At 67.2% G+C, this 20,842-nt stretch carries 18 protein-coding genes and 1 tRNA gene; 11 read left to right on the forward strand and 8 right to left on the reverse strand.

The window, feature by feature from the left end; translation table 11 throughout:
* Window positions 1–18: 18 nt before the first annotated feature.
* The 6 genes from DMP23_RS39955 (at window position 19) to DMP23_RS39980 (ending at window position 7,447) form a co-directional block, all read left to right on the forward strand.
* The gene (locus tag DMP23_RS39955) at window positions 19–1,647 is read left to right on the forward strand and encodes a peptide ABC transporter substrate-binding protein (RefSeq protein WP_043836577.1); all 1,629 of its coding nucleotides are present in this window, start codon (window positions 19–21) and stop codon (window positions 1,645–1,647) included.
* A gap of 103 nt (window positions 1,648–1,750) precedes the next feature.
* The gene (locus tag DMP23_RS39960) at window positions 1,751–2,677 is read left to right on the forward strand and encodes an ABC transporter permease (RefSeq protein WP_337824069.1); all 927 of its coding nucleotides are present in this window, start codon (window positions 1,751–1,753) and stop codon (window positions 2,675–2,677) included.
* Entirely contained in the window at window positions 2,670–3,626 is a 957-nt protein-coding gene (locus tag DMP23_RS39965) for an ABC transporter permease (RefSeq protein ID WP_037820263.1), read from the forward strand. The genes DMP23_RS39960 and DMP23_RS39965 overlap by 8 nt, the downstream gene beginning before the upstream one ends.
* A gap of 5 nt (window positions 3,627–3,631) precedes the next feature.
* Entirely contained in the window at window positions 3,632–4,657 is a 1,026-nt protein-coding gene (locus DMP23_RS39970) for an ABC transporter ATP-binding protein (RefSeq protein ID WP_037820264.1), read from the forward strand.
* Complete coding sequence (locus tag DMP23_RS39975; protein WP_037820267.1) at window positions 4,650–5,648, forward strand: ABC transporter ATP-binding protein; 999 nt, start codon at window positions 4,650–4,652, stop codon at window positions 5,646–5,648. The genes DMP23_RS39970 and DMP23_RS39975 overlap by 8 nt, the downstream gene beginning before the upstream one ends.
* Window positions 5,649–5,731: 83 nt before the next feature.
* Complete coding sequence (locus DMP23_RS39980) at window positions 5,732–7,447, forward strand: S8 family serine peptidase (RefSeq protein ID WP_337824070.1); 1,716 nt, start codon at window positions 5,732–5,734, stop codon at window positions 7,445–7,447.
* Window positions 7,448–7,488: 41 nt separating this feature from the next.
* On the opposite strand, the gene DMP23_RS39985 is transcribed toward DMP23_RS39980, so the two are convergent.
* The 4 genes from DMP23_RS39985 to DMP23_RS40000 form a co-directional block, all read right to left on the reverse strand.
* Window positions 7,489–8,997, reverse strand: coding sequence for an alpha/beta hydrolase (locus DMP23_RS39985; RefSeq protein ID WP_443111318.1), 1,509 nt, complete (start codon window positions 8,995–8,997; stop codon window positions 7,489–7,491).
* 39 nt (window positions 8,998–9,036) lie between these two features.
* A complete protein-coding gene (locus tag DMP23_RS39990; protein WP_337824071.1) occupies window positions 9,037–10,554 on the reverse strand; it encodes an alpha/beta hydrolase in 1,518 nt (505 codons plus the stop codon).
* Window positions 10,555–10,718: 164 nt separating this feature from the next.
* The gene (locus tag DMP23_RS39995) at window positions 10,719–11,438 is read right to left on the reverse strand and encodes an ABC transporter permease (RefSeq protein ID WP_337824072.1); all 720 of its coding nucleotides are present in this window, start codon (window positions 11,436–11,438) and stop codon (window positions 10,719–10,721) included.
* Window positions 11,439–11,456: 18 nt separating this feature from the next.
* Window positions 11,457–12,341, reverse strand: a complete 885-nt coding sequence (locus DMP23_RS40000; RefSeq protein WP_337824073.1) for an ABC transporter ATP-binding protein — start codon at window positions 12,339–12,341, stop codon at window positions 11,457–11,459.
* 135 nt (window positions 12,342–12,476) lie between these two features.
* On the opposite strand from DMP23_RS40000, the gene DMP23_RS40005 reads away from it, so the two are divergent.
* Both DMP23_RS40005 and DMP23_RS40010 read left to right on the forward strand, forming a co-directional pair.
* On the forward strand, window positions 12,477–13,610 hold the full coding sequence (locus tag DMP23_RS40005; RefSeq protein ID WP_337824074.1) for a sensor histidine kinase: 1,134 nt from the start codon (window positions 12,477–12,479) through the stop codon (window positions 13,608–13,610).
* Complete coding sequence (locus tag DMP23_RS40010) at window positions 13,607–14,209, forward strand: response regulator transcription factor (protein WP_337824075.1); 603 nt, start codon at window positions 13,607–13,609, stop codon at window positions 14,207–14,209. Before DMP23_RS40005 ends, DMP23_RS40010 begins: the two co-directional genes overlap by 4 nt.
* A 41-nt stretch (window positions 14,210–14,250) precedes the next feature.
* Here DMP23_RS40010 and DMP23_RS40015 read toward each other — a convergent pair whose 3' ends face one another.
* The gene (locus DMP23_RS40015) at window positions 14,251–15,741 is read right to left on the reverse strand and encodes a S10 family peptidase (protein ID WP_043836594.1); all 1,491 of its coding nucleotides are present in this window, start codon (window positions 15,739–15,741) and stop codon (window positions 14,251–14,253) included.
* A gap of 52 nt (window positions 15,742–15,793) precedes the next feature.
* Here DMP23_RS40015 and DMP23_RS40020 point away from each other — a divergent pair, with 52 nt between their 5' ends.
* From DMP23_RS40020 to DMP23_RS40030, 3 genes are all read left to right on the forward strand, one after another.
* Window positions 15,794–16,477, forward strand: a complete 684-nt coding sequence (locus DMP23_RS40020) for a uracil-DNA glycosylase (protein ID WP_037820283.1) — start codon at window positions 15,794–15,796, stop codon at window positions 16,475–16,477.
* An 84-nt stretch (window positions 16,478–16,561) separates the two neighbouring features.
* Window positions 16,562–17,890 (forward strand): NAD(P)/FAD-dependent oxidoreductase, encoded by a 1,329-nt coding sequence (locus DMP23_RS40025; RefSeq protein ID WP_037820285.1) that lies wholly within the window; start codon window positions 16,562–16,564, stop codon window positions 17,888–17,890.
* An 80-nt stretch (window positions 17,891–17,970) separates the two neighbouring features.
* Window positions 17,971–18,044 (forward strand) — tRNA-Leu (locus tag DMP23_RS40030).
* A gap of 392 nt (window positions 18,045–18,436) precedes the next feature.
* On the opposite strand, the gene DMP23_RS40035 is transcribed toward DMP23_RS40030, so the two are convergent.
* The 3 genes from DMP23_RS40035 to DMP23_RS40045 form a co-directional block, all read right to left on the reverse strand.
* Window positions 18,437–18,787, reverse strand: a complete 351-nt coding sequence (locus tag DMP23_RS40035) for a hypothetical protein (RefSeq protein ID WP_337824076.1) — start codon at window positions 18,785–18,787, stop codon at window positions 18,437–18,439.
* Between the two features lie 2 nt (window positions 18,788–18,789).
* Entirely contained in the window at window positions 18,790–19,248 is a 459-nt protein-coding gene (locus DMP23_RS40040; protein WP_337824077.1) for a prevent-host-death protein, read from the reverse strand.
* A gap of 212 nt (window positions 19,249–19,460) precedes the next feature.
* A complete protein-coding gene (locus DMP23_RS40045) occupies window positions 19,461–20,765 on the reverse strand; it encodes an MFS transporter (protein ID WP_337824078.1) in 1,305 nt (434 codons plus the stop codon).
* Window positions 20,766–20,842: the final 77 nt, after the last annotated feature.

The following is a 20,842-nucleotide window of genomic DNA, read 5'->3' on the forward strand; positions in this document are numbered from 1 at the left end:
GCGAGAAACGGAGGGGACATGCGGGGTTCATCCAGGCTCTGGAGCGCGGCCGCAGTCGTGACAACCTTGTCACTGCTCCTGACCGCCTGTGGGGGCGGCGGATCCAGCAGCGGGTCGTCGGGAGAAGCGGATCCGAACGGGACCTTCACGGTCTACGGCACGGAACCGCAGAACACGCTGATCCCCACGAACACCAACGAGCTCGGCGGTTCCAAGGCCGTCGACCCGATGTTCTCCGGGCTCGTCGCGTACAAGGGCGACAGCGGCGAACCGTACAACCTGATGGCGGAGTCGATCACCACGACCGATTCCAAGGTCTTCGACATCAAGATCAAGCACGGCTGGAAGTTCCACGACGGCACCGAGGTCAAGGCGAAGAACTTCGTCGACGCCTGGAACTACGGGGCCAACTCGGCGAACGGCCAGATCAACAGCACGTTCTTCGAGAACATCGCGGGCTACGCCGACGTCCACCCGGCCGACAAGGCGGCGAAGCCGACCAAGGACAAGATGTCCGGTCTGGCGGTCAAGGGCGACTACGAGTTCCAGGTGACCCTGGACGCGCCGTTCTCCGTGTTCACCACCAAGATCGGCTACACCGCGTTCGCGCCGCTGCCGGACTCCTTCTTCAAGGACCCCGCCGCGTTCGCGAAGCACCCGATCGGCAACGGGCCGATGAAGTTCGTCAGCCGCACGCCGAACGTCGACATCAAGCTGACCCGGTTCGACGACTACCAGGGCCCGGACAAGGTCAAGTTCAAGGACCTGGACGTCAAGATCTACGCCAGCCAGGAAACCGCCTACCAGGACCTGCTGAGCAACAAGCTCGACTTCATCGAGACGCTGCCGCCGTCCGCGCTCACCGCGGACAAGTACAAGACCGATCTCAAGGACAACCTGGTCACCGGACACCTGCTCGGCATCAGCACGATCGCGGTGCCGTACTACGTGCCCGGCTACAACAACCTCGACCTGCGCCGGGCGATCTCGATGGCGATCGACCGCGAGCAGATCACCAAGACGGTCATGCACGACACCTACGTTCCCGCCGACAGCTATGTCTCCCAAGGCATCGCGGGCTTCCGGCCGGGCGTGTGCGGCGAGTACTGCAAGTTCAACCCGGCGAAGGCGAAGGAACTGTTCGCGAAGTCCGGGTTCAAGGGCAAGCTCACCATCGCCTCGAACGCCGACGGCGGCCGCAAGGAACCGCTGGTGGCCGCGTGCAACAGCATCAAGAACACGCTCGGCGTCGAATGCGATTTCGTGCCCGCGACCGACTTCGGCCAGTGGCGCAGCATCGTGACCGGGCACAAGCTGACCGGCATGGGCCGTTCGGACTGGTCGGCGGACTATCCGTCCATTGAGGACTTCCTCAACCCGCTCTACCGGACCGGGGCCTCGTCGAACGACTCGACGTACTCCAACCCGCAGGTCGACGCTCTGCTGAAGCAGGCCGACTCGACGGCGGACAAGGACGCCGCGGTCAAGCTGTACCAGCAGGCCGAGGACTTGATCGCGAAGGACCTGCCCTCGATCCCGGTGTGGGACGAGAAGGGCGTCGCGGCCAAGTCGAAGCACACGAAGACCGTGGTCCTCGACTTCCGCCGCCGCGCGGACTACTCGTCGGTCGAGGTCCTCAAGAAGTGATGCGCTGACTCGTCCGTTCCCACCACGCGGCTCGTGAGCGTCCGCGCCCGCCACAAGCAGGCGCGGCGCTCACGAGCCCGGCGCGCACTCCTAGGAACCACGCATGATTCGCTACGTCCTGCGCCGCCTGCTCCAGTTGATCCCGGTGTTCTTCGGCACCACCTTCCTGATCTACGCACTGGTGTGGGCCGTGCCCGGGGACCCGTTCTCCGGCAAATGCGGTCAGCAAGCCTGCCCGCAGGCCTATATCGACTTGATGACCGAGAAGTTCCACCTCAACGACAACCTGTTCGTCCAGTACTTCAAATACCTCGGGAGCCTGTTCAGCGGCGACTGGGGCGAGACGTTCAACGGCTCCTCGGTCGGCGAGCTGATCTCCACCTCCTACCCGATCACGCTGCGCCTCGCGATCGTCGCGGTGCTCATCGAGGCGGTCATCGGCCTGAGTGCCGGCGTACTGACCGGCTTGCGCGGCAAGGGTTTCCTCGACAACCTGGTGCTGGTCTCGACCACGTTCCTGATCTCGCTTCCGGTGTTCGTCACCGCGATCGTGCTGCAGATCGTGCTCGGCGTGAACCTGGGCATCATCGACGCCAGCGTTTCGGACGATCCGAGCTTCGGCGAGCTGATCGTGCCGGGCATCGCGCTCGGCAGCCTCTCGATGGCTTACGTCGCGAGGTTGACGAGAACGTCGATCGCGGAGAACCGGCACGCCGACTACATCCGCACCGCCATCGCCAAAGGGCAGCCCAACAGCCGCGTCATCGGCATTCACCTGCTGCGCAACTCGGTGATCCCGGTGCTGACCTTCCTCGGCACCGACCTCGGCGCCCTGATGGGCGGTGCGATCGTGACCGAGGGCGTGTTCAACATCAACGGTCTCGGCGGGCTGATCTTCCGCGGCCTCCAGAACCGGGAAAGCGCGACCGTCGTCGGCGTCGTCGTGCTGCTGGTGCTGGTGTATCTGCTGATGAGCCTGATCGTGGACCTGCTCTACGCCGTTCTCGACCCGAGGATCCGTTATGACTGACCCGAATCTCGTCGGCGGCGGAGGGGTCGACGCGGCACAGCTGTCGCATGTGGACAGCTCGGCCGACGCCGGCCCGAAGAAGCCGCGCAGTCTGTGGGGCGACGCGTGGCGGCAACTGCGCCGCAAGCCGACGTTCGTCATCTCCGCGGTGATCATCCTGCTGATCGTGCTCATCGCGATCGCGCCGGGATTGTTCTCGCACCGCCCCGCCGGATACAACGATCTGACCCACGCCAACGAAGGCCCGTCCGCGGACGCCTGGTTCGGTTACGACAACCAGGGCTACGACGTGTACGCGCGGACCATCTACGGAGCCAGGGCATCGCTCCTGGTCGGCGTTTTCGCGACGCTGCTGACTGTCCTTTTCGGATCGTTGATCGGCATCGTCGCGGGCTACTACGGCCGGATCGTCGACAGCCTGCTGTCCCGGCTCGGCGACATCTTCGCCGGTCTGCCGTTCGTGCTGGGCGCGATCGTCATTCTCACCACGTTCAACGCTCCCGGCACGAATCCCGGACAGGTCACCATCATCGTTCAGGTGGTGTGCTCGATCGCGGTGCTGACCTGGCCGGTGGCGATGCGGATCATGCGGTCCGCGACGCTGGTGGCCAAGCAGCTGGACTACGTGAAGGCGGCCCGTGCGCTCGGCGCGAGCACGCCGCGGATCGTGTTCCGGCACCTGTTGCCGAACACGCTCGCGCCGGTGCTCGTGTACGCCACGATCGCGCTCGGCGCGGCCATCGGCGCCGAGGCGACGCTGGCGTACCTCGGCATCGGCGTGCGGCCGCCGGTGGTGTCGTGGGGCGTCATGATCAGCGACGCGCGCGACTACTTCCGCGCGGTCCCGCACATGCTCCTGTTCCCCGGTGCGTTCGTCACCATCACCGTGCTCGCGTTCGTGATGCTCGGCGACGGTATCCGCGACGCGCTCGACCCGAAGTCGAGGTAGCCGCAATGTCCACAGTGTCCAGTTCACCTGGTCCGACGACGGAGCACGAGCTGCTGCTCGAGGTCGAAGACCTGCACGTGGAGTTCCGCACCTCCGACGGCGTGGCCAACGTGCTCAACGGCGTCGGCTATTCGGTGCACGCCGGGGAAACCCTTGCCGTGCTCGGCGAATCGGGCTCCGGCAAGAGCGTCACCGCGCAAACCATCATGGGAATCCTCGACACCCCGCCGGGCGTGATCACCGGAGGGTCGATCCGGTATCGCGGCGAGGACCTGCTCACCGCGTCGGCGGACCGTCGCCGACAGGTGCGCGGCGCGGAGATCGCAATGATCTTCCAGGACGCGCTCTCGGCGCTGAACCCGGTGTTCACCGTCGGGTTCCAGATCGAAGAGCAGCTGCGCGTCCGGCTGGGCATGTCCAAAAAGGACGCGCGCAAGCGGGCGGTCGAACTGCTCGACCTGGTGCGGATACCGGCCGCGGAACGGCGGGTGAAGGATTACCCGCACCAGTTCTCCGGCGGGATGCGGCAGCGCGCGATGATCGCGATGTCGCTCGCGCTCGACCCGGATCTGCTCATCGCGGACGAGCCGACGACCGCGCTGGACGTGACCGTGCAGGCGCAGATCATGGACCTGCTCGCGGACATCCAGCGGGAGCGGCGGATGGGGCTCGTGCTCATCACGCACGACCTCGGCGTGGTCGCAGAGGTCGCGGACCGGATCGCGGTGATGTACGCCGGGCGGATCGTGGAACAGGCCGACGTACGGGAATTGTTCAGTTCGCCGGGGCATCCCTACACCGCGGCGCTGATGGATTCGCTGCCCCGGCTGGACCTCAAAGGACAGACCCTGGAAACCATCAAGGGCCTGCCGCCGAGCCTGCTCGACATTCCGTCCGGCTGCCCGTTCCACCCGCGTTGCAAGCGGGCCGAGCAACGGTGCCGCGACGAGAGGCCGTCGTCGCACGCGCTCGGGTTCGGGCGGGTCAGTGCGTGTCACTTCGCCGAGGAGGTGGTGGAGAGCCGTGGGTGAGCCGATTCTCAGCGTGCGCGAACTGGTGAAGCATTTCCCGGTGCGCACCGGTGTGCTGTTCAAACGGACCATCGGACAGGTGAAGGCCGTCGACGGCGTTTCGTTCGACCTGCAGCCGGGTGAAACTCTCGGCGTGGTCGGGGAATCCGGCTGCGGCAAGTCGACGCTCGCCCAGGTGCTGATGCGCCTGGAGGAGCCGACCAGCGGCAGCGCGACCTTCGAGGGCCGCGACCTGTTCAAGCTGCGCGGTGCGGAACTGCGGCGAATGCGCCGGGAAATCCAGATCGTGCTGCAGGATCCGTACACGTCGCTGAATCCGCGGATGACCGTCGGCGACATCGTCGGCGAGCCGTTCGAGATCCACACCGACGTCGCGCCGAAGGGGTCGCGGGCGAAGAAGGTGCAGGAACTGCTGGAGGTGGTCGGGCTCAACCCCGAGCACGTGAACCGGTATCCGCACCAGTTCTCCGGCGGGCAGCGGCAGCGCATCGGCATCGCGCGGGCGCTGGCGTTGCGGCCCAAGGTGATCATCTGCGACGAGCCGGTGTCCGCTTTGGACGTTTCGATCCAGGCGCAGGTGATGAACCTGCTCGGGGAACTCCAGGGCGAGTTCGGACTGTCCTATGTGTTCATCGCGCACGACCTCTCGGTGGTGCGGCATCTGTCGACCCGGGTCGCGGTGATGTACCTGGGCAAGATCGTCGAAATCGGTACTGAGGACGAGATCTACGAGCGACCGTCCCATCCGTACACCCAGGCGTTGCTGTCCGCGGTGCCGGTCGCGGACCCCGCGGTGCGCGGGCAGCGGCAGGTGATCCGGCTGGAGGGCGACGTGCCGAGCCCGATCGACCCGCCGTCGGGCTGCCGTTTTCGCACGCGTTGCTGGAAGGCCGCGGATATTTGCGCGACCGAGGTGCCGAAGCTGGAACCGAGGACGGACGGGCATCTGTCGGCTTGTCACTTCGCCGAGGAGAAGTCGGTGGTTCCGTAACCTGGCGATTCCTCCGGTTTGCCGATTGCCGTGCGCAGTGTCCGCTATGTACGTTGCATTGTCGGTTTCGGTCAGGAGGACTCGTGAAAAGACCAAGATTGCTCGCTGTGGCACTCGCGGTGCCATTGTTCGGTGCGGTGTCCGGCGTCGCCGTTGGAGCGGCGTCGGCCCAACCGGCCGGACCGGTAACGGAATTCAGCGTGCTGGCGCGGGACGGCCAGAGCGTCGCCGCCGCGCAGCAGGCGGTGCGCGACGCCGGCGGCACGATCGTCGCGACCAACACGGCGGTCGGGCTCATCACCGCCACCGCGCCCGCTGCCGGCTTCACTGAGCGGGTCTCGGCGAGCCGCGCGGTATTCGGTGCGGCGAAGGCGAAAGCGATCGGCAGCGCGCCGAAGGCGGGCAAGAAGGAGAAGCCGGACGCGGTCGAGAAGGAAGGTCGCGGCAGCGTTTCGCGCAAGGCCGCGGCGAAGAAGGCGGTCGGCACCGATCCGCTGGACGACCAGCTCTGGGGCCTCAAGTCCACTCGCTCCGACCTCGCGCGCTCCAAGCAGGCTGGCGACAAGCGGGTGAAGGTCGGCATCATCGACACCGGCGTCGACGGCAGTCACCCGGACATCGCGCCGAACTTCGACAAAGCCGATTCGCGCAACTTCACCAAGGACATCGTCGCGGACGTCAACGGCACGGTCGTCGACGGCCCGTGCGAATACCGGGGCTGCGTCGACCCGGCGGACCACGACGACAACGGCCACGGCACGCACGTCGCCGGCACGATCGCCGCGGCGGCCAACGGATTCGGCGTGTCCGGGGTGGCGCCGAACGTAACGCTGGTGAACGTCCGTGCCGGGCAGGATTCCGGGTACTTCTTCCTCCAGCCGATGGTCGACGCGCTGACGTATTCCGGCGACGCCGGACTCGACGTCGTCAACATGAGCTTCTACGTGGACCCGTGGCTCTACAACTGCCGTTCGAACCCGGCGGATTCTTCTGCCGAGCAGGCAGAACAGCGCACGATCATCGAAGCGGCCACGCGGGCGTTGAACTACGCGCACCGCAAGGGCGTGACGATGGTGGTCGCGCTCGGCAACCAGCACGACGAAATGGCCGCGCCGCACGACGACGTCACGAGCCCGGACTATCCGGCGAACGGGACGCATCCGCGCAAGATCGACAATTCTTCGTGCTTCTCGCTGCCGGTCGAAGGCCCGCACACCATCGGTGTCGGTTCGTTCGGTCCGACGCAGGCGAAGGCGGACTACTCCAACTACGGGACCGAGCAGATCTCCGTTTCCGCGCCGGGCGGGTATTTCCGCGACGGTTACGGCACGCCGTGGTACCGGACGGTGGAGAACGAGATCCTGTCGACGTACCCGCGCAATGTGGGTGTCGCGGAAGGAAACATTGACGCAGCGGGCAATGTGACTCCGGCTGGCGTCGCGCTTGGCGTGCAGAAGGCGACGGCGGCGGACGGCCGGGTCGGCTATTACCAGTGGCTGCAAGGGACTTCGATGGCAGCTCCCCATGCGACTGGTGTCGCGGCGCTGATCGTTTCACAGTACGGCAAGAAGACCGGGCATTCCGCGTCGATGGATCCGGACGCGGTGCAGCGGGTGCTGGAAGGCACGGCCGCGCCGATCGCGTGCCCCGTGCCGCGGACGGTCGATTACCTGAAGGAGGGCCGGGACGCTTCGTTCACGGCGACCTGCCTGGGTGACGCGTCGTTCAACGGTTTCTACGGACATGGTTCGGTGGACGCCTATTCCTCGGTGACGCGGGGTTCGGCGTACCTGCGCTGAACGAGCGGCGGTGGGGCGGGTGTTCCGCCCCACCGCCTGTTTCAGTATTGCCGCAGCCGGTCCATGATCTTGTCGGCTGCCTGTTGTTGTTGCGGGGTAAGCGACTTGACGGTCGCTTCGGCACCGCAGAATTTGTCCGTCGCCGGGCGGATTCCGTTTACCAGGTAATCGATGACGGCGTTGAAGCCGCAGCTGTTCAGGTACGGGAGTCCGACGCCGTGGCCGCCTTGGTCCACAGTGACCATTCGAGCCCGGTCGCCGAACGCTTCGCGGGTGTCCAGCGCGCCGGACAGCGGGGTCGCCGGGTCGCGCATGTTCTGGACCAGCAACAGGTTTGACGGTCCCTGGTCGCTGAATTGCACGGCCGGTTCCAGTGGTTGGTAGGGCCAGGCTGCGCACGGCCAGACGTTCGCGGTCGCGCCGCCGAGCATCGGGTACGTGACCCGGTCATGCGCGACGTTCCGCCGGTAGGTCGAGATCTGCCGGGGCCACGCGTTGTCGCCGCAGATCACCGAAAGCATGGTGGCGATCTCGCTTTGTTCCGAACCGGCCGTGCTCGGGAGTGAATCGGGCGCCTGGTCCGCGAGGGCTGATTGCCACAGCTGCGCCAGTCTCGGGAAGGCCGTGGTCTGATAGGTCAGGCCGTGTGTCACGTATCGGAAGGCCGATCCGTCCAGGGTCCCGATCGGATGCTGGTCGAGTTTGCCCGCGAGTTTGAAGAAGGTCGCGGTGACCTCGGCGGGAGTGCTGCCAAGGCCGTAGGAAGAATTGCGTGCTGCCGCCCATTTCGCGAAGTCCGGGAAGCGATCCTGCAATCCTTGGGCGAACCGCCGGGCTGCGGTGATGTCGTAGCCGCCGGGCCGGAGAATGCTGTCGAGCACCACGCGATCGGTGCGTTCCGGGAACAGCGACGCGTACACTCCGCCGAGATAGGTGCCGTAGGACAGGCCGAAGTAAGAGATCTTCGACTCGCCGAGCGCGGCGCGGATCTGATCCATGTCCCGCGCGGTGTTCGCGGTGGTGATGTACGGCAGAACCGCCGCGGATCCCGAGGCGGCGCACTGCTGCGCGACCTGCTTCGCATGCGCCGCGGCCTCGCTGACCTCGGCGGCGTTGTGCGCGTACTTCGGCCCGATCGACAGTTGAGGGTCGAGGTCGCAGGTGACCGGGTTGCTGTGGTCGACGCCGCGCGGGTCGAAGCCGATGAGGTCGTATTCGGCGAGGAGGCTGGCCGGAAGTCCGAGCTGGGTGAGCTGGAGCGGGAAGGCCAAGCCCGGATTGCCGGGGCCGCCTGCGTTGAACAGCAGCACTCCGCGCCGTTTCGCCGGGTCGGTGCTCGGCAGCCGGGAGATTTCGACGCTGATTTTCTTACCGTCCGGATTACGGTAGTCCAGCGGTACTTCGACGGCCGCGCATTGCAATCCCGGAGAAGCGACGTCGGCCGGGCACGCGCCCCAGTTCACCGTGGATTTCGCCGGGGAGGCGTGCGCCGGAACGGAAGTTGCCGCGAGCGCGGCGGCCGCCAGTACGGCGAGCAATTGTTTTCCCACGTTTTCCTTCCTCCCTGTCGTGCGCCGGTGAACGGCGGTTCAGTACTGCCGCAGCCGCTCTGCCAGCTTGCTCGCGACCTCCTGTTGCTGCGGAGTAAGCGACTCGACACCCACTTCGGCACCGCATAATTTGTCCGTCGCCGGGCGGATTCCGTTTACCAGGTAGTCAGCGACGGCGTTGAAACCGCAGCCGTTCAGGTACGGGAGTCCGACGCCGTGGCCGCCTTGGTCCACAGTGACCATTCGGGCCCGGTCGCCGAACGCCTCACGGGTCTCGAGGGCACCGGACAGTGGGGTCGCCGGGTCGCGCATGTTCTGGACCAGCAATAGGTTCGACGGTCCCTGGTCGCTGAATTGCACGGCTGGTTCGACGGGCTGGTATGGCCAGGCCGCGCACGGCCAGACGTTCGCGGTCGCGCCGCCGAGCATCGGATAAGCGGCCCGGTCCGCCACGACATTCCGCTGGTAGGTCGAAATCGTCCGGGGCCAGGAGTTGTCGCCGCACAGGACCGACAGCATGGTCGCCCGCTCGCTCTGTTCCTGCCCCGTGGCGGGCGGCAGCAGCGAGCCGGGCGGGGGCTGGTCGTTGAGGAGGGCTTGCCACGTCTGGGCCAGTCTGGGGAAGGTCAGCGTCTGGTAGGTGAGGCTGTGCGTGCCCAGCCGGAAGAGCGAGCCGTCGAGGCCGGCGGCCGGGTGCTGGTCGAGTTTGTCCGCGAGTTTGAAGAAGGTCGCGGTGACCTCGGCGGGAGTGCTGCCGAGGCCGTAGGTCGAAGCGCGCACCGCGGCCCATTTCGCGAAGTCCGGGAAGCGGTCCTGCATTCCCTCGGCGAACCGGCGGGCGGTGGTGAGGTCGACGCCGGTCGGCCCGGCGACGCTGTCGAGCACGACGCGGTCGGTCTGGCCCGGGAACAGCGAGGCGTAGACCCCGCCGAGGTAGGTGCCGTACGACAGGCCGAAGTAGGAGATCTTCTGCTCGCCGAGCGCGGCGCGGATCCGGTCCATGTCGCGGGCGGTGTTCGCGGTGGTGACGTAGGGCAGGATCGCCGCGGACGCCGAAGCGGCGCATTGCCGGGCGATCTGCTTCGCGGCCGTCGAGGCCTGCACGACTTCTTCGCGGTTGTGCGCGTATTTCGGGGTGAAGGCGAGTTGCTCCGGAGCGAGATCGCAGCTCACCGGCGTGCTGTGGGCGACCCCGCGCGGATCGAAGCCGATCAGGTCGTACTCGGCGAGCAGGCTCGCGGGCACTCCGATCCGCGCCCAGGTCGGCGGGAAGGCGAGCCCGGGTTCGCCGGGTACGCCCGGGTTGAACAGCAGGATTCCGCGCCGTTTGGCCGGGTCGGTGCTCGGCAGGCGGGAAATCGCGAGGCTGATCTTCTTCCCGTCGGGATGCCGGTAGTCCAGCGGCACTTCCAGCGACGCGCACTGCAAGCCGGGAGACGCGACGTCGGCCGGGCACGCGCCCCAGTTCACCGTGGATTTCGCCGGGGAGGCGTGGGCGGGAACGGCGGTCGCCGTCAGCGCGGCGGCCGCCAGTACGGCGAGCAATTGTTTTCGCACGGGTTTCCGTCCTTTGCTGAGAACAAGCGAACTCAGGAAACTGAAGGGAAATGCACGAAAGCTGTGTTCGCGGACGTTCGACCGCTGGTCAGGCCGACCCCCGGCCGCGTCGATGATCCAGAACGCCGCCGACGTTACTCCGATCTCCTCGGCACCGGAAGGGGTCAGCGGCGCGGTTCCCAGCGGAATAGCCGGGTCGCCAGCGTAACGCTGAGAATCAGCCACGCCGCGATCGGGCCGAGCAGGACTAGCGAGCCGGTTGCCGAGGTTCCGCCATTCCAGGAATTCAATACGAGTTCGGTGGCCGCGCCGCCGGGCAGAAGGCGTTTCAGCAGGGGCAGCTGTTCGGTTCCGGTGATTCCGATCCAACTTGCTACCGCGAGAACCGCGATCGTGATGGGCAGCGTGGTGACCTGGGCGTGCTCCGGGGAGTTGGTGAGACCGGCGGTGGCCAGGCCGAGCGCGACCATCATGCCGATGGTGGCGACGACCGCGACGACCAGCAGCAGCGGGTTCTTCGGCGCGCCGGTGACCGCGGCGAGCACGGCGAGGATGACGCCGACCTGGATCGTGGTGATCGCGGTGATCGGCAGGAGCAGGCCGACGAGAATGCCGGAGTCGCTCGCTGCGGTGGAGCGGAGGCGTTTGAGGAAGAGGTTCTGCCGTCGGGCGGCGAGAGTGGTGACGGTGGTGGTGTACAGGCCGATCGCGGTAATGAAGAAAAGCGTCAGTGCCGCGATGTAGCCGAGGCTGCCGAGTTTTGCGAAGATTTCGTGTCGAGAGATGAAGAAAGCGCTGAAGGCGACGGGCAGGATCAACGAAGTGACCAGTACCAGCCGATTCCGGAAGAGCTGGATCAGTTCGCCGCGGGCGATCGAGAGCATGGGAAAGCCTTTCGGTGATTACGCGTTGCTGATGGCGCGGAAGACGTCGTCCAGCCGGGTCGGTCCGGCTTCTAGTTCGGCTAGTTCCACGGCGTAGTCCGCTGCCCAGCCGAGCAGGGTGTGCAGGTCTTTCTGCAGTCCGAAGGTCTCGATGAGGAACCGGCCGTCCTCTTCGCGGGTCGCTTGCAGCGGCGGTACCGGAGCGTGCGACGGAAGTCCAAAGCGGATGGTCGCGGGCAGCGTCCGGGTCAGTTCGGCGACGGTGCCTTCGCGGTTGAGCGTGCCCAGGTGCATGAGGCCGATGCGGTCGGCGCGCTGCTGTGCTTCCTCGAGGTAGTGCGTGGTCAGGACGATGGTGGTGCCTTCCTCGCGGAGCCGGTCCACGGCGTCCCAGAGCGCGTCGCGCGACTGGATGTCCAGACCAGTGGTCGGCTCGTCGAGGAAGACCAGGTCCGGTGTCCCGTACACAGCGGTCGCGAAGTCGAGCCGTCGCTTCTCGCCGCCGGACAGCTGCGACACCCTGGTGGTGGCTTTGCGGGTGAGGTCGGTAATGCCGAGCAGCCGCTCGACGTTGTCGTCGCGCTGGGTCAGGCTGCCGATCAGCCGGATCGACTCGCGCACGGTCAGGTCCGGTGAGAAGCCGCTTTCCTGCAGCATGATCCCCATCCGGGGACGCACCGAAGCGCGGTCGCGCGGGTCTTTGCCGAACACTCGCACGGAGCCGGAGCTGGGTTTGCGGTGGCCTTCGACGGTCTCCAGCGTCGAGGTCTTCCCGGCGCCGTTCGTGCCGAGCAACGCGTACAGTTCGCCGCGGGCGACCTGGAACGACAGATCGCGCACGGCCTGGAAGTCGCCGTAAGTGAGGTTCAGCCGGTCGACTGCGATGACTGGGGTCGTGGACATGCTCCGATTCCAGCCGGATCCGCTGGTCGGGAGTAGTGCGGCCACGTCAGCCGAAGACATGACACTGCGTCACTGGTGGGCCCTCGGCGGCTGCGGCATGCTGGGGCCGAATCCCGTGGCCGAAGCTGGAGCACCATGATCGAGATCCGTCCTCCGTGGACTCGCCGCACGGCCTGGGCCAGCAGCGTGGTCCAGGACCGGCTGCGACGGCTCAACCTCATCACGGTGATGCCGCCGCTGGTGTTCGTCGGGCTGCTGCTGGTGGTGTTCGCGTCGAAGACCTGGTGGCACGTCGTCATCCAGGTGATCGGGCTGCTGGCCGCCGTGGTGACCGCGGAACGCTGGACCGCCGGCGACTTCCTCCGCGTCGCGCGTCCGTGTCTGGTGCTCACCGCGTTCGTCTGGCTCGCCGGCGCGCTCAGCGACAAGAGCGCGGCGTTCTACGGACTGACCATGGTCGGGTCGTTCCTGATCCCGCCGCTGGTGCGGCACCGGTTCGCGGCACTGGTCGGCCTCGCGGTGCTGACCGGCGCGATCGGCGCGACGAACCTGCTGGTGTACGACGACAAGGTCGGCGGGCGGCTGCTCGCTTTTGTCGTCGCCCCGGCCCTGGCCGCGGCGCTGTCGACCGTGTTCATGTTCGCCAGCCAGAAGCTCTACGACCTCGTCGTGGAACTGGAGGAGTCCCGGGAGAAGGAAGCCGAGCTGGCGGTGGTCCGGGAGCGCGTCCGGTTCGCCAGCGAGCTGCACGACATCCAGGGGCACACGCTGCACGTGGTCAAGCTGAAGGTCGCGCTCGCGGAGAAGCTGCTGCACCGGGATCTCGGACGCGCGCAAGAGGAATTGCGCGAAGTGCACACCCTGGTCGGCGAAACCATCGTGCAGACCAAGGAACTCGCTTACGCCCAGCGCAGGCTCAATCTGTCCGCGGAACTGGAGAACGCGAAGAATCTCTTCGAGGCGGCGGGAATCCACGTGCGGGTCGAACGGCTCGCGGAGGTCGGTTCGGGGGCGGACGAACTGCTCGGCCAGGTGTTGCGCGAGACCGCCACGAACATCCTCCGGCACGCGCAAGCCCGGCAGGTGCGGATCACGTTGACCGAAACGGGGATCAGCATCGTCAACGACGGCGTTCCGGACCGCGAGGAGCCGGTACTGAGTGGACTGTCCACTTTGGCGGACCGGCTGGCGGACGAGGGCGGAGAATTGACCGTGGAGCAGAAGGACGGCCGATTCGTGACGGCCGCGGCCTTCCCGGAGAAGCGATGACGACGGTAGTGCTAGCTGACGACGAAGCCCTGCTCCGCAAGGCGATGGCCGCGTTGCTGCCGATGGAGGACGAGATCACCGTGCTCGCCGAGGCGGAAGACGGCGATGCGGCGGTGCGGGCCACTGTGGAGCATCGGCCGGACGTGCTGGTGATCGACCTGGAGATGCCCAATGTGGACGGTCTGGGCGCGGTCGCGCGGATCCGGCGGGAACGGCCGGAGCAGGTGATCCTGATGCTGACCCGGCACGCGCGGCCGGGTGTGCTGCGCAAGGCGTTGAAGCTCGGTGTGCAGGGGTTCGTCAGCAAATCGGCGGAGCCGGCGCACATCGCGGCGGTGATCCGGACGCTGGACGAGGGCAAACGCTGGATCGACCCGGACGTCTCGGCGCTCGCGGTGGTGGACGATTGTCCGTTGACCGTGCGGGAAATCGACGTGCTGCGGGCGACGCGGGAAGGGTATTCGGTCGCGGACATCGCGACGCAGCTGCACCTGGCGGAGGGGACGGTGCGGAATTACCTGTCGAACGCGATGCAGAAGACGCAGACGCGAACGCGGCACGAGGCGGCGCGGTATGCGCGGGAGCACGACTGGTTGTGAGTGCCTATGCCGGTGAGCACCGGCATAGGCACTTCACCAGGTCAGCGGTTGGACGCCTTCTTCACGAACTTGCCCAGGTCCTTCGACTGCTGCACCCGCGACGGTTCGTGCACGTACATCATGTGCCCGGCCGGGTAGTAAGCCGTGTCGATGTTCTCCCGCAGTTCCTCCGGGATCTTCAGCTGCGAAAGCACGTACTCGGACGCGTAGTACGCCGTCGCGCCGTCGTAGTGTCCGAACGCGACATGGACCTGCAGGTGCGGGTTCGCCCGCATCGCCGCGCTCAAGGTGTCCACAACGGACACCGAACGGCCTTCGAACTCCTTGTAGGACCAGGCCTTGAACACCTCGGTGGACAGGATCTCGTACGGCAGGTCGTTCTCGTAGCCGAGTTCGGCGCGCACGTAGTGGTTGAACCCGGCGGAGTAGGCGCCGATGATCCGCGACACCGAGGGGTCGTCGCTCATGTGCTCGACGCCGCCGTCCGGTTCCCACGTGGTGAACCGGCCGTCCATCCGGCCGACGGTCTTGCCCTGGTCGCGCAGCAGTTCGGTGAAGAACCGGACGTGCTCGATCCGCAGGTTCACCCGGTCCACATAGGACTCGCTGAGCCCGGTGAGCGACGCCAGCGTCTGCACCGCCTCGGTGCGGTCCTGAGTGGACAGCCGCGCGCCGCGGGAAAGCGCCCACGGCAGTTCCTTCGAGGCGAAGTCCTCGGCGTCGGCGAGCACGTCGTCGAGGGGCCGTTCGCCGTGCCTGCCGTGGTAGTGCGCGATCGCCGCGTACGTGGGCAGGAACAGCGAGTACGGCAGGTCGTTGCCCTCGTGGAACCGCAGCGTCCCGAGGTCCAAAACGGACGAGATGAGCATCAGGCCGTTGAGGTACAGGCCGTAGCGCTCCTGCAGATGCCCGGCCAGCGCGGCCGCGCGCAGCGTGCCGTACGACTCGCCGGCCAGGAACTTCGGCGACAGCCAGCGCTGGTTGCGCGAAACCCACAGCCGGATGATCTCCGCGACCGATTCGACGTCGCCCTGGAAACCGGTGTACGGCTGGGATTCGCCGCCCTCGGTCACCCGCGAGTAGCCGGTCTGGACCGGGTCGATGAACACCAGGTCGCTGTGCGCGAGCAGGCTTTCCGGGTTGTCCTCGAGCCCGTACGGCGGCGGCACCGGGTCGTTGACGTCGCCGGACAGCACCCGGCGCGGTCCGAGCAGGCCCATGTGGAGCCAGATGCTGGAGGAACCGGGGCCGCCGTTGAAGGCGAAGGTGACCGGTCGCGTGCCGGGGTCGGCGTCGTCGAGGGTGTAGGCGGTGAGGAAAACCTCGGCCTTGGCCTGGTGGCCCTCGGACTTGCCGTCCTTCTTGACCTCTTGGCGGAGCACGATCCGGCCGGTCTGGGCGGTGTATGCGAGCTTGCGCCGCTTGACGGTGAGCGTGTGCTGCGTCGTGACGAGGTCGTCGACGGGCTCCGCCGCCTTCGTCTCCTCGTCCTTGGTCTTCTCGGCGGTCTCGTCCGCGGTGGTGTCGGCCATGGCCCCAACCTATCCCGCGTTACCGTGGCAGCACACCAAGCGGAGGAGATCGATGCGCACGTTCGCCGAGCTCGACGCGGAGCTGGTGCGGTGCCGCGCGTGCCCGCGGCTCGTCGAATGGCGCGAGGGCGTGGCGGGGACGAAGGCCGCGTTCGCCGGGCAGGAGTACTGGGCGCGGCCGGTGCCCGGTTTCGGCGCGGAGGACGCCGCGCTGGCCGTCGTCGGGCTCGCGCCGTCCGCGCACGGGGCCAACCGCACCGGCCGGATGTTCACCGGCGATCCGTCCGGCGACTTCCTCTTCCGCGTGCTGTACGAGGTCGGTCTGGCGTCCCAGCCGGTGTCCGCCGCCATCGGCGACGGCCTCACGCTGCGCGGCACCCGGCTCGTGTCGCCGGTCCGCTGCGCGCCGCCGGAGAACCGGCCGACCCCCGCTGAGCGGGACAACTGTCGGCACTGGCTGGCCGACGAGCTGGACCTGCTGCGCCCGACCCTGCGCTCGATCGTCGTGCTCGGCGCGTTCGGCTGGCAGGCGCTGCTGCCCGTGCTTTCCGCCGCCGGCTGGCCGGTGCCGAAACCGCGTCCGGCCTTCGCGCATGGCGCCCGGATGCAGGTCGGCGACCTTGCGGTGTTCGGCTGCTACCACGTGTCACCGCGCAATGTCCAGACCGGTCGTGTGACACAGCCCATGGTGGTGAGCGCGTTCACCGCCGCGGCCTCGGCGGCTGGGCTCATCTGAATCGTGACAACCAGCGTGGCGATGCTGGTCACAGCGGGGTGGGGTACCCGAGCGGAGCCGCTTCGGAAGTGCGACTATAGGTACATGGCTGCTGCGAAGTCGGAACCGACTCGGATCCTCGTCCTCGGTGGTGGATACGTCGGCCTGTACACCGCGTACGGGCTTCAGAAGATGCTGCGCGCCAACGAGGCCTCCGTGACCGTCGTTGACCCGCAGCCGCACATGACCTATGCCCCGTTCCTGCCCGAGGCGGCGGCCGGCGCGATCGAGCCGCGGCACGTGGTCGTGCCGCTGCGCCGCGTGCTGAAGCGCTGCCACGTGCTGACCGCGCGGGTCACGAAGATCGAGAACGAGCGCAAGGCCGTCACGGTCGAAGCGGCCGACGGCCACATCGAGACGCTGAACTACGACGTGCTCGTGGTCGCGCTCGGCGCCGTCGCGCGGATCCTGCCGATCCCCGGCCTCGCCGAGGAGGGCATCGCCTTCAAGACCATCGGCGAAGCGATCTACCTGCGCAACCACATCATGACCAAGCTGGACGAGGCCGCCAGCACGCTCGACCCCGAGCTGCGCAAGCGCCTGCTCACGTTCACCGTGGTCGGCGGCGGGTTCGCGGGCATCGAGGCGCTGGCCGAGCTCGAGGACATGACCCGCTTCGCGGTCGAGAACTACTACCCGAACATCAAGCCGGAGGACATCCGCTGGGTGATGGTCGAGGCGGCCGGGCGGATCCTGCCCGAGGTGCGCGAGACGCTGGGCGTGTACACGGTGCAGCAGCTGGAGAAGCGCGGCATCGAGGTCTACCTGTCGACCGCGGCGAAGTCGTTCGAAAACGGCCACGTCGTGCTCTCGGACGGCACCGAGTTCGACACCGACACGATCATCTGGACCGCGGGCGTGAAGGCCAACCCGGTCCTCGCCGGCTCGGACCTGCCGCTCGACAAGCGCGGCCGCGTCGAGGCCACCGCAGCGATGCAGGTGGTCGGCCACCCGGACGTCTGGACCGCGGGCGACAACGCGGCCATCCCGGACCTGTCGCGCACCGAACAGGACCCGACGGCGACCTGCCCGCCGAACGCCCAGCACGCGGTCCGCCAGGCCCGCCTGCTGGCGAAGAACATCATCAAGGTGATCCGCGGCGGACAGCCGAAGGACTACTTCCACAAGAACCTGGGCGCGGTCGCGAGCCTCGGCCTGCACAAGGGCGTGGCGGACGCGCTGAACCTGAAGATCAAGGGCTTCCCGGCGTGGCTCTTCCACCGCGCCTACCACCTCAAGGCGATGCCCACGTGGAACCGCAAGATCCGCATCCTGTTCGACTGGATGCTGGGCGGCCTGTTCCGGCGCGAGGTCATCTCGCTGGGGCAGATCAACAACCCGAAGGAAGAGTTCAACCGGGCCAGCAAGGGCTGAGCGGTTTTCCGATGAAGCCGGGTCGTCTTCGGGCGGCCCGGCTTTGTCGTGTGCGGGGGCGGGTTCGCTAGGGTGGGTGGGCCCCCGTAGCCCAATTGGCAGAGGCAGTCGACTTAAAATCGACCCAGTGCGGGTTCGAACCCCGTCGGGGGCACATCCAGCATCCTCACAAGACGGCTCCGGTTGTGAGCTGCGGCTTTTCGCGACTGTTCGGATTGCTCGACGTCGCCGCGAGGGCGGTGAGGTCACAAGATTTCGCTAGGTCCGGGCGCGTCCTGAGGGCCGGGTAAGGGGCCATTGCCGCAGCGGGCGGGTGCGTTGTTCAGGGGAACGAAAGTGCATTGGTCGGTCTTGCGCGGTCGACTAGACCGCCCGATGACCCCGTCCGGATACACGCCTGGGTAGAGGATGCCCAAGGACAACCGATGGCCGAGCCGCCGAGTGCGGCCGCCGGTACGCGGTACTGCGCACCATGCCGGTCGGCAAGGAGGCGATCAGTGATGATCGAGCAGACCGACTCGAACTTGTGGCTTGGCGAAGGTGCGGTTACTTGGTCTCGTTCGGATGATGCGTATGCACTTGCTCGAGATAGACAGTGTGCTCTGAGATATAGAACCAGATTCGAGCTGACCCTCCTACCGTTGGCTTGTGCTGCCAGCGCTCATAGGATTTACCGCCACGCTGGACGGTACCCAGTTCGCCCTTCAGGCGGTAATTCGCTGGCGTCGTGGCCTCTGGTGTTCGCGTCAGAAAGTCCCAGGTGTCCGCCATCGCATTGCGAATGGTGGCCACGAGATCCCGCCAGCCCTTGAGCGCGTCAGTGGTGGCGAAGCGGATCTCGTACTCGATCTTCTTGGGCGGGCGCGGGACCAGTTCCCCCTTCTTGGCGGCGGCCACGGTCAGGGACGCTCCACGGTTTCATCCTCGTCGAGCCACTCGAGGTCAGCGCGGCCGAGCCCTGCAGCGACGGCCGTAGCCGTTTCCTTCCAGGACGTCAGCTCGGCGATCGCCAGATGCGGCTGATCGGTCGAAAAGGATGCTCGCGCCGCGTCGACAAGGTCCTGAGCGCACGATGCCCGGTCCGCAGGCGAGAGCGCCAGCATCCACGGAAAAACCTTGGCCATACGGTCAGCCAGTGTGCCCTGGTCGTCAAGAGTGACGGTGATGAGCTGAGCTGCGAAGTCGAGCAGCCGCGAGCGGCCTTCAGCCTCCCGCTTCGACATCAAGACCAGCGCCTCGCCGTCGCGGCGAGTCACCGTCACGGGGTGGTCTTCGGCCTCAGCGAAGACCTCGGCCGAGTGCTTGCTCAGATCCGAGGAGCGCCGAGTGGCCACGGAGAGGTCTGCTGTGCGGCTCATGGCTCCATAGTATTCGGAACGTGTTCGGAAGTCTAGCTGCCAGCAGAGTCGCGCGCAGCACGCTCTGGCTGGCAGTGCCGGGTGAGCATTGTGGTCACATCATCGGGTCTGGGAGCCCTGGCGACGGCGGAGAGCTTTCGCTTTGGAGGGTGCTGTACGAGCGCCGCGCGGTCGGCGAACACGCCCGGCCCGGCCTTTCGTCGGCCCGGCTCCTAGCGCCCCTCCTGTGCGCGAAACGCCGCGGTGCGCGGCATGATCGCCAGCAGTCCCGCCGCTGTGAGGGCGATCGCGGCGAAGACCAGGAAACCGAGCAGCGGGTCGCGGCCCGTCGCGACTTCGCCGATTACCACTGGGCCTGCGATCGTGCCCAGTCTGCCGATGCCGAGTGTCCAGCCGAGGGCTCTCGCGCGGGTTTCCGCTGGATACGAGCGGCCTACGAAGGCGTTCACCAGGATCTGCCCGCCGTGTCCGCCCGCGCCGGCGAGTGCGATTCCGGCCAGCAGAGCGGTTTGCGGCATCCGGACCGAGAGCGCGACCAGCGCGGCGGCCATCGCCAGATAGGTCAGCACGACGACCGGTTTGCTCTTCCACCGGTCCGTGGCTGCGGCGATGATCAGCGAGCCGGCGACCGCGCCGAGGGTCAGTACGAGCAGGAACACGAGCGAGGAGTTCAGGGCGTAGCCCGCGCCGGTCATGATGCCGGGAACCCACGTGGCGAGCCCGAACCAGGCGAACAGGCCGCAGAAGGTCGCGAGTGCGAACAGGGCTGACACCAGCCGGTAGCCCTTCGCGAAAATCCCGGTGGCCGTGCTGGTCACGCGCTGCCGCACGACCGTCGATTCGGGCAGGCGCGCGGCGATCACCGGCAGGCACAGCAGGCCGGGGATGCCGCCGAAGAAGAACATCCACGACCAGCCGAGATGCGGCAGCACCGGGATCGCGACCAGCGCGGCCAGCAGACCGCCGAACGGGACGCCGGAAAGCGTCAGCGTGTAGACGATCGTGCGATGGCGGGGCACGGCGTACTCGAGCGTGAGCGCCGACGCCGCAGGCACGATCGCCCCGATCCCGATTCCGGCGAGGAATCGCAGGACCGCGAACGAAACCGGCCCCGCGGCGAACCCGCACGCGACGGTGAACACGGTGAACACGGCCACCGATCCGAGCGCGACCGGTCGCCGCCCGAACCGGTCTGCCAGCCAGCCGGACGACAGCGCACCGACCAGCGACCCGGCGAACACCGCCGCCGCGACCCAGCCGGTGTTGGCCGCGGTGAAGCCGCTGACCGCTCCGTGCAGCAGGTCGGGAACGACGGTGCTGAAGGCGATCACGTCGTAGCCCTCGATGACCACCATGGTCCAGCAGAGGACGGCGACCAGTGCGGAGGTGCGGGCGGTGGTGCCCGGTGCCGAGGGGTCGCTCGGCGTCGAGGGTCTCGCGGCCGGGGCGAGATCGTGCGGCTGGTTCATCGGCTCCCGATCAGTCGCGGGGAGGGCAGGATGCCGGCTGTCCGGCATGCCGGGTACTGTCGCCCGCCGCCATCGCCTCGGACAGGAACTTCTGCTGTGCAGAATCGGGTGCCGACCCGCCGGTC

The sequence above is a fragment of the Amycolatopsis sp. A1MSW2902 genome, from assembly GCF_017312175.1.
In the GTDB taxonomy this organism is placed as follows: domain Bacteria; phylum Actinomycetota; class Actinomycetes; order Mycobacteriales; family Pseudonocardiaceae; genus Amycolatopsis; species Amycolatopsis nivea.

Bases quoted from the DNA above. Each gene is read 5' to 3' on its own strand.
- DMP23_RS40010 (WP_337824075.1), top strand. From the start codon at position 13,607: ATGACGACGGTAGTGCTAGCTGACGACGAAGCCCTGCTCCGCAAGGCG.
- DMP23_RS40025 (WP_037820285.1), top strand. From the start codon at position 16,562: ATGGCTGCTGCGAAGTCGGAACCGACTCGGATCCTCGTCCTCGGTGGT.
- DMP23_RS40020 (WP_037820283.1), top strand. From the start codon at position 15,794: ATGCGCACGTTCGCCGAGCTCGACGCGGAGCTGGTGCGGTGCCGCGCG.
- DMP23_RS39955 (WP_043836577.1), top strand. From the start codon at position 19: ATGCGGGGTTCATCCAGGCTCTGGAGCGCGGCCGCAGTCGTGACAACC.
- DMP23_RS40000 (WP_337824073.1), bottom strand. From the start codon at position 12,341: ATGTCCACGACCCCAGTCATCGCAGTCGACCGGCTGAACCTCACTTAC.
- DMP23_RS40005 (WP_337824074.1), top strand. From the start codon at position 12,477: ATGATCGAGATCCGTCCTCCGTGGACTCGCCGCACGGCCTGGGCCAGC.
- DMP23_RS40045 (WP_337824078.1), bottom strand. From the start codon at position 20,765: ATGCCGGACAGCCGGCATCCTGCCCTCCCCGCGACTGATCGGGAGCCG.
- DMP23_RS40040 (WP_337824077.1), bottom strand. From the start codon at position 19,248: ATGAGCCGCACAGCAGACCTCTCCGTGGCCACTCGGCGCTCCTCGGAT.
- DMP23_RS39970 (WP_037820264.1), top strand. From the start codon at position 3,632: ATGTCCACAGTGTCCAGTTCACCTGGTCCGACGACGGAGCACGAGCTG.
- DMP23_RS39995 (WP_337824072.1), bottom strand. From the start codon at position 11,438: ATGCTCTCGATCGCCCGCGGCGAACTGATCCAGCTCTTCCGGAATCGG.
- DMP23_RS40015 (WP_043836594.1), bottom strand. From the start codon at position 15,741: ATGGCCGACACCACCGCGGACGAGACCGCCGAGAAGACCAAGGACGAG.
- DMP23_RS39965 (WP_037820263.1), top strand. From the start codon at position 2,670: ATGACTGACCCGAATCTCGTCGGCGGCGGAGGGGTCGACGCGGCACAG.
- DMP23_RS39960 (WP_337824069.1), top strand. From the start codon at position 1,751: ATGATTCGCTACGTCCTGCGCCGCCTGCTCCAGTTGATCCCGGTGTTC.